This is a genomic window from Paenibacillus sp. MY03, assembly GCF_002165585.1.
In the GTDB taxonomy this organism is placed as follows: Bacteria; Bacillota; Bacilli; order Paenibacillales; family Paenibacillaceae; genus Pristimantibacillus; species Pristimantibacillus agaridevorans.
In genome coordinates, this window is sequence record NZ_MXQD01000058.1 from 12493 (window position 1) to 25743 (window position 13251).

The window sequence follows — 13251 nt, forward strand, 5'->3', positions numbered from 1 at the left end:
CTCCAATAGCCCGATTTTCTCGGGCTACAGTTCCCATTTCGGGCCGCGGGGCTCTGTAACCCCTTTTTTCGAGCTATTGCTCGCCATCTCGCTCGGCCTGTTCCCCTCAAAATTCCTACAAACTGCTCTCCAATTTACCGACACGACGTAGGTTTTGTCGCAACTTTCTCGCATGGGGCAGCAAAGCTTTACTCGCGCGCCGCTTTCAGGCACAATGGGAAGACACTAACATCATGCTGGAGGTATGAGCTAATGTCGCAATTCAAGGTATCTCAATATACGGATACATATGTTATTTATGAACTAGTCGAGACAAGCACGGACTCCCGTGTTCTCGTCTGTCCGGAGCGAGGCGGCATCGTCATTGGCTGCAAGCTTCTGGGCAAGGAGCTCTTTTATCTGGACAAAAAGACCTTCGAGGATCCAGCCGCTAATATTCGCGGAGGCAATCCTGTACTCTTCCCCATCTGCGGACCCTTAGAGGATTCCGAGTACATTTGGGAAGGCGAGACCTACCGTATGGGGCAGCACGGCGTCGCGCGGAATCGGAGTTGGGATATTGCAGGCACGTCCGAAGACAACGAAGCTTCCATCACGATCCGCCTCCGTGCAGACGAGGAGACCTTGGCGTCATACCCGTTCCGTTTCGAGCTCATATTCACCTATGCGCTGGTAAATGGAGAATTGCATACTCGCCAGACCTATCGCAACATTGGCGATAATAGTCCTATGCCATTCTATGCCGGCTTCCACCCCTACTTCGCAATAGAAGGCGGCAAGGATATCGCCTACGACACCGACGCCACACGTTATATCGATTATAACGACAATGTCGTGAAACCCTACACGGGCTCCGTGGACCTCGAACCTATGGTGGAATCGTTCTGTTTGCTGGATGCGAAGCGCAGCTCCATCTCGTTCCCTAACGGCAGCGGTACGCGAGTGCGTCTAACCTACGATCCCCTATTCAAATACGTCGTCATTTGGTCGCTTAAGGACCGTCCGTTCGTCTGCGTGGAGCCGTGGATGGCGCAGCCGCTCGAGATGAACCGTCGCGAGGAGCTCGTGCTGCTGCTTGCTGGCGAAGAACTACAAGCCAATATGACGATCAGCTGCGAGAACGTGTCCAGCTAGGAAGAAACAAGCCTCCGAAAGAAACAAACCTCCGAATTGCCTGAATAGGCAACCCGGAGGTTTGTTTGCGTGAAGAATTGATGTTCGAAGCCTGCCTGCCAGCAACAGCGGACTTTTTGAACAAACCCTATTAGGGCGTGTCTGAATACTCCGAAGGGAGTAGATTTTGCCGAATTTTCGTTCCATGCAAGGAACTTTTGTGAAGGCGTACCGGGGGTACGTCAAGCAAAAGTGACGAAGCAGGGGGCAGAAAGGCGGTGAAAGATGCCCCTGAGCGGGTTTTCAGACACGCCCTAGTACCCTTCGCCCTTGCCTCCGGATACGATGGCCACGCTCGCGCTGGCGCCGATACGGGTAGCGCCGGAAGCGATCATCGCAAGCGCCGTCTCCAGGTCGCGAACGCCGCCGGATGCCTTGACGCCGAGATCCGGACCGACCGTCTTGCGCATAAGCGCGATGTCTTCCTGCGTCGCTCCGCCTTTGCCGAAGCCCGTGGAGGTCTTCACGAAGTCGGCGCCGGCCTTCACGCACAGCTCGCACGCGACAACCTTCTCTTCGTCCGTCAGCAGCCCCGTCTCCAGAATGACCTTGAGCGGAGCCTTGCCCTTGCACGCGGCAACAACGCCTTCGACGTCGCGCTGCACATCTTCGATGTCACCGGACTTTAACAAGCCGATGTTCAGCACCATGTCGATCTCCGTCGCTCCGTCTTCAATAGCCTGCTTCGCCTCGAACGCCTTCGAAGCCGTGCTTGTCGCGCCGAGCGGGAATCCGACGACGGTCGTCACACCTACGCCGCTCCCTTTCAACAGCTTGGCCGCGAGCGGCACCCAGCCGGCGTTGACGCACACCGTTGCAAATTTGTACTCTCTTGCTTCCGCACAAATTTGCTCGATTTCGCCCTTCGTTGCGTCAGCCTTCAATATCGTATGATCGATCATCGCAGCCACTTGGGCGGATGAAAGGTTTGTTTCATGACTCATGAAATGGTCCTCCAATAGTGGAATGGTTAGTGCACGTACCCATTATACGAAGCTTTCAGGCAAACAACAACTCGCCCCCTCGCCGTACTTCCGCCTTGATTTACTTTGCCCGGTCCGATAGGCTATTATTGGAGTGGTTCGGCGCCTTGCTGAACATACTGAGTACAACCCAAGCAAGGGAGATGTGACACGCATGGACAACGTATTAGCCAAAATAAAGGAAGCATCCGCCTATATCGAAAGCAAACTCTCGGCCAAACCGCAAATCGGTCTGATCCTGGGCTCCGGACTTGGTGTAATGGCCGACGAGGTGGAGAACCCTGTCGTCATTCCGTACGGCGACATTCCTCACTTCCCCGTCTCCACGGTAGAAGGACATTCAGGAGAGCTCGTCATCGGCGATCTGGAGGGCAAGAAGGTACTCGTCATGAAGGGACGGTTCCACTATTACGAGGGCTACTCCATGAAGGAAGTCGTCTTTCCGGTCTACGTCATGAAGGCGCTAGGCATCGGGACGCTGCTTGTCACCAATGCCGCGGGCGGCATGAACCGCAATTTCGCAGCCGGTGATCTCATGCTTATAACCGACCATATCAACAACACGGGCAGCAATCCGCTGATCGGCGGCAACATCGCGGAGCTTGGTCCTCGCTTCCCGGATATGTCGCAAGCTTACAACCGGGAGCTGCGCGCCATCGTTTCGGCCCAGGCCGAGGAGCTGGGCGTCAAGCTTCAGCAAGGCGTATACGTCGGCATCTCCGGTCCGACTTACTGCACGCCGGCCGAGCTGACGATGATGGCTCGCTGGGGCGCCGACGCCGTAGGCATGTCCACTGTGCCGGAAGTGACGGCAGCCAATTACTGCGGCGTGAAAACCGTCGGCATCACCTGCATCACCGACATGGCGATCGGCGACGAACTGGAACCGCTGACTCACGAGCAAGTGGTCAAGGTCGCAAACGAGACGCGTCCGAAATTCATCTCGCTGGTGAAGGCATCCGTCCGAGCGTTTACGGTGTAAACTTTAGCTTCAATGGGCATCTGTGCCACGCTCGCTCTTCTTCTGCAGCTCTACACAAAGCCGCCAGGGACATGGACTCCCTGGCGGCTTGTTTTGTCCGGCTCGCTGCTTAGCGAGCGAGCCTGGCTAATCCCACTGGCGTTTCTTCGGCAACCGGTTTCCCGTTCGCCCTCATTATAGCAAATTTACAGCCTGACTTCTCTGCCGGTTTCCGCCGATTCGTAAATCGCGGCCAAAATTTTGATCATGTCGACGCCTTGCTCCGGCGTGATCGTCGGCTTCGCGCGTCCTTCCAGGCAATCGACGAAATGTTTGATGTTCTCGGTATGCTGCTTCACCTGGTCGGCGCCCTTAATGACCGGCACGGTGTCCGTCAGTTGTCCGGCAGCTTCCGAGTAGATGCCAAGCTTGCCGTTTCGCAGGCTCGCTCCCGCCTTGGTGCCGCGCAGCTCGACGAAATTCATTTCCTCTCCAATGTTGGAGGCCCAGCTGAATTCGATCTGCAGCGTCGCGCCGTTGTCGAAGCGGATAAAGCCCGTTGCCAGGTCCTCTACGTCGAACGTGCCATCCTCCTGACGGTCGCCGAAGGAGCTATGGACAGAATCGGCAATGGTATCATTAGCGAACTTCGTGTACTTCGCTCCCGTGACGGATACCGGCTTCGGGTTGCCCATGATCCACATGGCGAGATCGATGAAATGTACGCCGAGGTCGATCAGCGGCCCGCCGCCCGACAGCTCCTTCGTCGTGAACCAGCCGCCCTTGCCCGGAATGCCCCTTCTCCGGATCCAGCCGCAGCGGCCCGTGTAGATTTCGCCCATGCCGCCTTCATCGGCCAGACGCTTAAGGAATTGCGAATTCGGGTTAAAGCGGTTGTTGCGCATAACCATCAACAGCTTGCCCGATGCGGCCGCCGCATCCGCCATCTTCTGCGCTTCGACGGGATTGACCGCGTCCGGCTTCTCGCAGAAGGTATTGTATCCCGCTTCCAATGCGGCAATCGCTATCTCCGAGTGATACAGGTTCGGCGTGCAGATATCGACGATGTCGAAGCCGCCTTCGCGCAGCATGTCGCGATAATCCGTATAGACGCGGCTCACGCCCAGCTTCCCGGCAATTTCTTGCGCACGCTCTTTCCGGATATCGCATACCGCCACCACTTCTGCTTCCGGATGCTCCAGCCATGCCTCCATATGGGCCGCTTGGAAGATGCCGCCGACTCCGATGACGCCAACTTTATATTTTGCGCTCATGTTCTGTTCCTCCCCGAATTATAAAAGAATGATTGTTTTATCGTTCAGCTCTCTGTTCCATCAAGCTCAGCAGATTGCCATAGCTCGTTCTCACGCAATCCATGGGATCCGTCTTGCAGGAATCCTGTTCCACCACGTACCACTCAATGCCGCTAGTCTCTCCCCATTCGATGATAGGAGCAAAATCGATAACGCCCGTACCGATCGGCGCAAACGTGGCTTCCTCATCGTCCGTCATATCCTTTAAGTGTACGATGGGCATTCTGCCGCCGTAAGGCTCAAAGAAAGCAACAGGGTCGTGGCCAGCCTTCTTTAGCCAGAACACGTCGAGCTCCGCCAAAATTTCGTTGCCTGGAACAGGCTCAAGCAGGTAGGACAATGCGTCCTTGCCGTCCACCTTCGTCTCGAATTCGAACGCGTGGTTGTGGTAGCTGATCCGTATTCCACGGTCCTTGAGCTTGGCCGCGATAGCGTTCAGATCGGACCGCACTCCCTTGTAACCGCCTTCGGTCCGGATCGCCTCGGCGATGCCCGGGCAGATAATGTCGATCGTGCCGAGCACTTCAGCCTCGTCCGCCACCTGATCCCCGCGTTCAAGCAATTCGTCAAGGCCAACGTGCAATCCCGCCGCCTTCAGCCCGTTCTCGTCCAAAATTTCTTTAAGCGCTTTCGGATCGTGACCGTGAAAACCGGCGAATTGCACGCCTCCGTATCCAATTTGACTTATTTCACGAAGCGTTGCCGGAAAGTCGCTTGCGCACTCCTCGCGCAACGTGTATAACTGAACTGCAATCTTCTCCCTCATTCTCTTCTTCCCCTTCCATCGACAATTACACCCAGTATAAAATGACGAAATAAGGAAGTGAATATCCGATTCTCCGCTTGTTGACTTATTTTGCAACGGTTATGATAGAGTCAATACTTCCTGATACAAGGAGAGGTGGTTACGCCTATGGCCTCGCAAACGCAATCATGGACCATTCCCTTATCCGTCGGTTATTCCCGACATGTCGTGCCCTTCCAAGGCTACATGAAGCACGACGATTCCGATCACCGCGTGCTCCTGCGCCTTCAAGCAAAGGGACGATGCCGCGTCTCGGTTAATGGCGTCACCTACCCCGTGGAGCCGGGCGATCTCATCCTGAGAAAACCTTGCGAAGAATACCGGCTCGATATCGAAGCGGTTTACGATGAGCAGGATGGCGTGATGCTGCCTATTGACAGCGTGGACTATTATTTGACCTGCGACGGGGAGTGGATCGAAAATTGGGCGCGTCGAAGCAAGGTTCAGGGCATCGTCCGCGTGGAGCCGATCGACGAACTGATGTCGCTCTGGAGGAAGCTGATCTATGAGAAGAGAAATTTGCACGGGGACAATTCGGAGATGATGGATGCTCTTGTCAAGGTGATATGTCTGTCCATCGATCAGCATGCGCAGAAGGCGGGGTCCGCATCACGGCCGGAACGTTATATCCCTTACCAGATCAAGCGCTACCTCGAGAAACACGCGACCGAGCCGCTCAAGCTGGATCGGGTGGCCGCCCGCTTTGGCGTCAGCGTGTCGACAGCCTCGCATCTGTTTAAGGGGACGTTCGGCCTGCCCCCCATGCGCTATGTCGTCGATATCCGGCTGGCCATCGCATCGGAGAGGCTGCTGCACAGCGACATGAATCTGGAGGATATCGCCGAATCGGCCGGCTTTCGAAGCTATCCCTATTTCAGCCGGGCGTTCCGCTCCCGCTATAATGTCAGCCCAAGCGAATACCGTGCGCGGAACGGCATCCCGACTAACTAGTTAGCTGCGATAATACGGCATAATACGGCATAAAAATGGAGCTGTCCCAACAGTCATTGTCAGTCGACTTGTTGGAGCAGCTCCTTGTTCATTTCCCTATAAGCAATTCGATCGCGGCTATTCTTTATTGTTGCACTGTGCCGTGTTGGCGATATTGTTCGCGATATTCGCAACCGATCTCATCTGCTCTTCCATATCCTTCACGTAATCGTCCACAACCTGAACTTCAATCATGCAGTTGTTCGTCATGAATTTAAACACGCCGTTGTTAAAATCCGTTCCTAATTCTTTATAGAAAATGCCCTCGTAGACATCCTGATGCGTATGACTGAAGCTAAGCCTGTACTTCGTCTCTTCCTGCAGCAAATAAGCGCGTACGCCTTTCTCATAGAAGCCGTCGCCGTTTTTGAGCTCCCGCGAGACCGAGATAATATGAAGATCGACGAACGGAATCTCATTCAGCAAAATATTGATGAATGATCCCTTCGTAATCTCCTTCCAACGGCTCTGGGCGGTTTGTCCGAGAACAAGCTGAGTAATATTGTGTTTTCTTGCCACCTCGCCGATGACTTTGGCGATCGGGCGGCTCTCATTGTATTTGACGATAAACTGCTCGGCGCCATGCTCCTTGGCCAATTCTTTCCACTTCTCGACATAATGGATCTTTTCGATGTCCAGTTCGTCTTCAGGAAGGGGGTCCACTGTCAACACATAAAAGGGGCAGTTCAGCATGTTGGCAATTTTGCCGCCACGACGGATAAGCCTTTCACCGTTTGGTCCATAATAGACGCATACGAGTATGCTCTCATCCATTCTCCCGTTCTTCAATTTAACGATTCACCTCATCTAAGCTTCTAATACGGCAGCCGCGAATGAACATCCGAGAGGGCTCCCGTATCGAGACATTGACTACAGAGTACTGTTTTTACTTGGTTCTGTCAATGCGATTAGTGTATACTATTAGTTGGCATTACTATCTGCGCGGGTCAAGATGGAACGGCTGTCACCGCTCTTTGGCGGCGCTGAGCGTTTCATTATGGGAAATATAAGCACAGTATAATGAAAACTTATGCTTTCTTATATTTAAAAATTGCGTACAGCCGATATGAACTACTATTGAAACCCAGTACATATTAGGAGGTCACAAGTTGTCTTTGCTGCATTTTGCCGTTTTGCTGCCATTCCTCTATACCATCTTTGTGCCGTTGTTTTTCAAGAAACTGCCCCGTATCCATACGGGCTGGTTCGTGATCGTGATCCCTCTGCTTCTGTTCGTTTATTTCCTGACGAATTTCCCGGTTCAGACCGACTCTCCCCCCATTGTTCATTCCGTTCCATGGATCGCTTCTGCCGGCATCCACTTCTCGCTGCATCTGGACGGTCTGGCGCTTTTATTCGCTCTTATCATTACAGGTATTGGCACTTTGGTTGTACTTTATTCCATTTATTATATGTCGATGAAACGCGAAGCTCTCCATAACTTCTATGTTTATTTGCTTTTGTTTATGGGAGCCATGCTCGGTATCGTTTTATCAGATAATCTGATGGTTATGTATGTGTTCTGGGAGGCGACCAGCGTATCGTCCTTCCTGCTCATTGCCTATTGGTACCAGCGCAAAAAATCGCGTTACGGCGCGCAGAAGGCGATGCTCATTACCGTATTCGGCGGCTTCGCCATGCTTCTCGGCGCGCTGATGATCGGGACGGCCGCAGGAACATTCAGCATTCGCGAGATCATCGGCATGCGGGAGACGCTCGCCGATCATGCTCTGTTCCTCCCTGCCATGCTCCTGATTCTGCTTGGCGCGTTTACCAAGTCCGCGCAATTTCCGTTCCATATCTGGCTGCCTGACGCGATGGAAGCGCCGACTCCGATCAGCGCCTTCCTGCATTCCGCCACGATGGTCAAGGCCGGCGTCTATCTGGTTGCCCGCTTCACTCCCGTGTTCGGCGGCGATATGAACTGGTTCTGGATTATTGCGATCGTCGGTACTCTCACCCTCTTCTGGGGTGCTTTCATGGCGATCCGACAGACCGACCTTAAGGCGCTTCTTGCCTATTCCACCATCAGTCAGCTAGGGCTTATCATGTCGTTGCTCGGCATCGGCTCTCTGGCGCTTAACCCGGATTTCGCGGCGGAGGCCGATTGGTTCGAGGCCGCCATTCTCGCCGCAATCTTCCATCTGTTCAACCATTCCATATTTAAAGGCTGTCTGTTCATGGTTGTAGGCATTCTTGACCACGAGACGGGCACCCGCGATATCCGCAAGCTCGGCGGACTGATGAGTCTGATGCCCGTTTCTTTTACGCTGACCGTCATCGGCGGCTTGTCTATGGCCGGCCTGCCGCCGTTCAGCGGCTTCCTGAGCAAGGAGATGTTTTTTGCCGGGGTGCTGGCAGCGAATACGCATACGGAACAATGGACCTTGTGGCTGCCGATAGCGGCCTGGGTAGCCAGCATTTTCACGTTTGCCTATTGCCTGATTCTCGTATTCAAGACGTTTACGGGCACCTACCATCCGGACAGACTGGACAAAAAGCCCCATGAGGCGCCGATCGGCATGCTGATTCCGCCAATCTTGCTTGCTCTTATCGTCGTATCCGCGTTCTTCTTTCCGAATCTGCTGTCCTATAATCTCTTCGAGCCGGCCATCCATTCGGTGCTGCCCGGACTACGGCTGCCTGGGGAGACCTTCTATGTCAAGATTAAAGCTTGGCATGGCTTGAACACGGAGCTGTACATGACGATCGGCATAGTCGTAGTCGGCACGCTTCTGTACCGCACCTACAAGAAGTGGGGGGACGTCTACAACCTTCTTCCGCACAAGTATACGCTGGTCAGTCTCTACGACAACGGGCTGGCAGGCGCCGAGAAGCTTTCGGCCCGGATAACCAGCACCTATATGAACGGCTTCCTTCACAGCTATCTGAGCTATATCTTTGTATTTATCCTCCTTCTTGTCGGCGGCTCGTTCGTGCTGCTGGACGCTTTCGGCTACGACCTGTCGACCAACGCCGAGATCGGCTTGTACGAATACATTCTCGCGGGCGCAATCGCCGTATTGGCCGGCTTCGTCATCTCCGTCACCTCCAGGCTGACGGCCATCATTGCCGTGGGAGCGGTCGGTTATCTGGTCTCGCTGTTGTTCGTCATCTTTAGGGCGCCGGATCTCGCGTTGACGCAGCTCGTCGTCGAGACGATTACGACCGCGCTGTTCCTGCTGGCCTTCTACTTCCTGCCCAAGCTGAAGACGGAAGTGACCCGCATTCGGGTTAAGATATCCAATCTGCTCATCTCCGTCGGCATCGGTGCCCTGTTTACGCTAATCGGCATTGCTGCCCAAGGAAGCAATCAATTCAAGCCGGTATCCGAATACTTCCAAAATGCCTATGAGCTGTCCGGCGCCAAAAACATGGTCAACGCGATTCTGGTCGACTTCCGCGCGTTCGACACGATGCTGGAAAGCGTCGTGCTGTTCACGGCAGGCATTGGCGTATACACGCTGATCAAACTTCGCAAGTCAAGGAAGGGGGGACAGCAGTGAAATTCCCTGACGTTATTCTGCAGACCGCAGCAAAAATACTTGTTTTTATCATCATGATTTATTCCATCTACATCCTGTTCGCGGGGCATAATAATCCAGGCGGCGGCTTTATCGGCGGTCTGATCACGGCTTCAGCGATTATGCTGCTGTATCTGGCGTTCGACGTGGAGACCGTAGGCGAAATTATTCCGTTAGACTTCAAGGTCATCGGCGCCGTCGGCGTCATGCTGGCTCTGCTGACGGGGTTTGGAGCGGTGCTGTTCGGCGTGCCGTTCCTGACGCAGGTCTATCAATACGTGAATCTGCCGCTGCTCGGCAAGACGGGGCTGGGCACCGCTTTCGTGTTCGACCTGGGCGTCTATCTGGCCGTTGTCGGCACTACGGTAACAATAATTCGAAGCATTAGCGAGGACCTATAGTATGGAAATATTGATGACAATCGTCGCCGGTACGTTGTTCACCTCAGGTGTCTACCTCATTCTTAGCAAGACGCTTCTGCGCATCATTATGGGTCTGTCCCTGTTCACGCACGGCGTTCACATTATGCTGATGTCCATTAACGGCTTAAAGCGGGGCGCGGCTCCGCTGCTGGAAGAACAGGCCGCCAGCTATACCGATCCGGTGCCGCAGGCGCTTATTCTGACATCCATCGTTATCAGCTTTTCGCTAACCGCATTTTCGCTTGTGCTGGCTTACCGCACGTATAAGGAGCATGGCACCGACGATGTGGAGCGGTTAAGGGGACAAGATCATGAATAATATCGTTGTTTTGCCATTGTTTATACCGTTAATTTTAGGCGTTTCCCTGTTTTTCATCCGCAATCATATCCGGCTCCAGCAATGGATAGCGGCTTTGGCCGCTCTTGCCACGCTCGCGGCATCGCTCGTGTTGATGAGCCAGATCTCCTCGGAAGGCATACAGGTGCTTCATATGGGCGGATGGGAAGCCCCGTACGGCATTCCGCTCGTTGCGGATATGCTGGCCGCGATACTCGTCGCCGTCGCTTCGATCGTTACATTCGCTTGCCTGCTGTTCGCCTTTCATTTCATCGGGGAAGAACGGAAGAACTATTACGTGTATCCGCTGATGCTCATATTACTGTGCGGAGTAAACGGGTCGTTCCTGACGGGCGACATTTTCAACCTGTTCGTCTTCTTCGAAGTCATGCTTCTCTCGTCTTACGTGCTCCTCAGCTTAGGAGGCGGGAGAGTTCAATTGCGCGAAACCGTCAAATATATTGTCATTAATATTGTGGCATCCAGTTTATTCGTTATTGCCATTGCTTATCTGTACTCGATCACGGGCACGCTTAACCTGGCGCATATCGCGGAGCGTGTAGCCGAGAACGGCCAGAACGGCTTGACCACCACCGTCAGTCTGCTGCTGCTCACCGTATTCGGTCTGAAGGCGGGATTGTTTCTATTCTTCTGGCTGCCCGGCTCTTACAGCGCGCCCTCCGCTCCCATCGCCGCATTGTTCGCGGCGCTGCTGACCAAGGTCGGCGTCTACGTCATTATTCGGATGTTCACGCTTATCTTCAATCATCAGCCGCAAATTACGCATACGATCATCCTGTGGCTGGCCGCCCTGACCATGATATTAGGCGCGATCGGAGCCATTGCTTATTGGCGCATCAAACAAATCCTCGCTTATAATGTCGTTGTTTCGGTTGGCTTTATCCTGTTCGGAGTAGGCGTCGCCACCGATGCCTCCTTGGCGGGCTCCGTCTTCTACCTGGTCCACGATATGATCGCCAAAGCGCTGATCTTCATTCTTGGCGGAGCCGTCGTGTTCGTCGCCGGTACCGACCGGCTGCGCGAGATTAGCGGTTTGATCCGGTACCGCCCTATATTGGGCTGGCTGTTCTTCCTGTCCGCGCTGGCGCTTGCCGGCGTGCCGCCGCTAAGCGGCTTTATCGGCAAATTCCTTATTTTGCAAGGCGGCGTGCAGGCCGAGCATTATATCATGGCCGCAATCAGCCTGCTGACGAGCCTCATGGTGCTTTATTCCGTTATCAAAATATTCATCAACAGCTTCTGGGGCGAATCGCTGCTAAGCGAAGGGGAGCAGAAGTCAAGCGCCCGCGGCACCCTGCTTCCGGGCTTCCTGCTCGCCGCGCTGGTCGTCGGCCTCGGACTTGGAGCGGATATCTTTATGCCTTATGTAGATCAAGCGGTTAAGCCCCTGGTGAATCCGCGAATTTATATCGACGCGGTATTATCGTAATGCGCGCCCAACAGATGCATTTCGCCGGAAGGATGTGTTCGGAATGACCTTGCAAATCTTGCTTAATCTATTGATTGCCGCCATGTGGATGATGCTTCACGATACATGGAACATGCTGACTTTCGCAATCGGCTTCGTGCTTGGCGCAATCATCTTGTTCGGGATGAGAAGATTTTTCCCTGCCCCCTTCTACGGAAGAAAGTTCTGGTTTCTTCTCAAGCTGGGCTGGCTGTTCAGCATCGAGCTGCTTGTCTCCAGCATTGTGGCCATCGAACAGATCATTCGGCCCCGGCTCAACATACAGCCTGGCGTATTCCGGATGCAGACGAGAATGAAGACCGAATGGGAGCTGTCCTTGCTCGCCAATCTTATGACGCTCACGCCGGGTTCGGTTGTTATGGAGATTGCTCCGGAGGATGGGCTGATGTACGTACACGCCATGGACGTGCCCCGGATGAAAAAGGGCATCATCCGAACGAAGGACAAGTTCGAGGATGTCATAATCGAGGTGATGCGCTAATGTTCCAAACACTGCTTATGGCGTCCATTATTATGCTTACCATTTCGATCTCGATTGCGCTCTATCGGGTCATTAGAGGCCCTTCGCTGCCCGATCGGATTCTCGCGCTGGACTCCATCGGCTACAATATTATCGGCATCGTCGCCGTATTATGCATGATGCTGGACTCCAGCTCCTATCTGGAGACGATCCTGCTGATCGGCATATTGGCTTTCCTGAGTACGGTCGCGTTGTGCAAGTTTCTGGAGAGGGGCGTTGTCATTGACCGGAAGAGAAACGATTGAGTCTATCGTCGTCGTCATGGTGTTGATCGGTACGGTGCTAAGCCTGCTAAGCTCACTCGGCTTCCTGCGTTTTCCGGATGTATATACACGCTCCCACGCGGCAACCAAGAGCATTACGCTCGGCATTTTATTTATCTTGTTAGCTACGTTCCTTTACTTTTTATTCGTCCACGATCAAGTCAGCGTTCGGCTGCTGCTCGGCATCATATTCGTCTTCCTTACGGCGCCCGTGACGGGACATCTTATCGCGAGATCCGCTTACCGTTACGGCGTCAAGCCATCAGGCGCTCAGGATGAGCTGGCTGCGGACCTGGAGAAGGCCAAGAAACGCGCGAGCGCGTCGGACAAATGAGCAGACCTCTGTAGGGGTTATGGCAAGTGGGTGGGTTTATAGTTCAAGCGAGATTTCAAGTGTAGGTTTAAGCGAAGAGTAGATTTATGACATGGGAGGTTTGATCAATCTCCAAGTGTTGATAGAGGGAAAACCTC

Annotated in this window: 14 protein-coding genes; 10 read left to right on the forward strand and 4 right to left on the reverse strand. The window is 53.8% G+C overall.

What is annotated here, in order from left to right:
* The first annotated feature begins 252 nt into the window (after window positions 1-252).
* Window positions 253-1134: an aldose epimerase family protein gene (locus tag B1748_RS31475; protein WP_087571931.1), complete on the forward strand. Its 882-nt coding sequence runs from the start codon at window positions 253-255 to the stop codon at window positions 1132-1134.
* Between the two features lie 293 nt (window positions 1135-1427).
* Here B1748_RS31475 and deoC read toward each other — a convergent pair whose 3' ends face one another.
* Entirely contained in the window at window positions 1428-2117 is a 690-nt protein-coding gene (gene deoC / locus B1748_RS31480) for a deoxyribose-phosphate aldolase (RefSeq protein WP_087571932.1), read from the reverse strand.
* Between the two features lie 193 nt (window positions 2118-2310).
* On the opposite strand from deoC, the gene B1748_RS31485 reads away from it, so the two are divergent.
* A complete protein-coding gene (locus B1748_RS31485; protein ID WP_087571933.1) occupies window positions 2311-3138 on the forward strand; it encodes a purine-nucleoside phosphorylase in 828 nt (275 codons plus the stop codon).
* A 185-nt stretch (window positions 3139-3323) separates the two neighbouring features.
* Here the strand turns inward: B1748_RS31485 and B1748_RS31490 are convergent, their stop codons facing one another.
* Window positions 3324-4391 (reverse strand): Gfo/Idh/MocA family protein, encoded by a 1068-nt coding sequence (locus B1748_RS31490; protein ID WP_087571934.1) that lies wholly within the window; start codon window positions 4389-4391, stop codon window positions 3324-3326.
* A 37-nt stretch (window positions 4392-4428) separates the two neighbouring features.
* Window positions 4429-5196, reverse strand: a complete 768-nt coding sequence (locus B1748_RS31495; RefSeq protein ID WP_087571935.1) for a sugar phosphate isomerase/epimerase family protein — start codon at window positions 5194-5196, stop codon at window positions 4429-4431.
* 147 nt (window positions 5197-5343) lie between these two features.
* Here B1748_RS31495 and B1748_RS31500 point away from each other — a divergent pair, with 147 nt between their 5' ends.
* Window positions 5344-6186, forward strand: a complete 843-nt coding sequence (locus B1748_RS31500; RefSeq protein WP_087571936.1) for an AraC family transcriptional regulator — start codon at window positions 5344-5346, stop codon at window positions 6184-6186.
* 117 nt (window positions 6187-6303) lie between these two features.
* On the opposite strand, the gene B1748_RS31505 is transcribed toward B1748_RS31500, so the two are convergent.
* Entirely contained in the window at window positions 6304-6999 is a 696-nt protein-coding gene (locus B1748_RS31505) for an adenine nucleotide alpha hydrolase family protein (RefSeq protein WP_108995333.1), read from the reverse strand.
* Window positions 7000-7334: 335 nt separating this feature from the next.
* Here B1748_RS31505 and B1748_RS31510 point away from each other — a divergent pair, with 335 nt between their 5' ends.
* Genes B1748_RS31510 through mnhG form a run of 7 tightly spaced genes read left to right on the forward strand, consistent with a single transcriptional unit; the run spans window position 7335 to window position 13114 of the window.
* Complete coding sequence (locus B1748_RS31510; RefSeq protein WP_087571937.1) at window positions 7335-9731, forward strand: Na+/H+ antiporter subunit A; 2397 nt, start codon at window positions 7335-7337, stop codon at window positions 9729-9731.
* Window positions 9728-10150, forward strand: a complete 423-nt coding sequence (locus B1748_RS31515) for a Na(+)/H(+) antiporter subunit B (protein ID WP_087571938.1) — start codon at window positions 9728-9730, stop codon at window positions 10148-10150. Before B1748_RS31510 ends, B1748_RS31515 begins: the two co-directional genes overlap by 4 nt.
* Window position 10151: 1 nt before the next feature.
* Entirely contained in the window at window positions 10152-10490 is a 339-nt protein-coding gene (locus tag B1748_RS31520) for a Na(+)/H(+) antiporter subunit C (RefSeq protein WP_087571939.1), read from the forward strand.
* Entirely contained in the window at window positions 10483-11958 is a 1476-nt protein-coding gene (locus B1748_RS31525; RefSeq protein ID WP_087571940.1) for a Na+/H+ antiporter subunit D, read from the forward strand. The genes B1748_RS31520 and B1748_RS31525 overlap by 8 nt, the downstream gene beginning before the upstream one ends.
* Before the next feature lie 43 nt (window positions 11959-12001).
* A complete protein-coding gene (locus B1748_RS31530) occupies window positions 12002-12478 on the forward strand; it encodes a Na+/H+ antiporter subunit E (protein WP_087571941.1) in 477 nt (158 codons plus the stop codon).
* Window positions 12478-12762, forward strand: a complete 285-nt coding sequence (locus tag B1748_RS31535; RefSeq protein WP_087571942.1) for a Na(+)/H(+) antiporter subunit F1 — start codon at window positions 12478-12480, stop codon at window positions 12760-12762. The genes B1748_RS31530 and B1748_RS31535 overlap by 1 nt, the downstream gene beginning before the upstream one ends.
* Window positions 12740-13114 (forward strand): monovalent cation/H(+) antiporter subunit G, encoded by a 375-nt coding sequence (gene mnhG / locus B1748_RS31540; RefSeq protein WP_306299350.1) that lies wholly within the window; start codon window positions 12740-12742, stop codon window positions 13112-13114. The genes B1748_RS31535 and mnhG overlap by 23 nt, the downstream gene beginning before the upstream one ends.
* Window positions 13115-13251 lie beyond the last annotated feature (137 nt).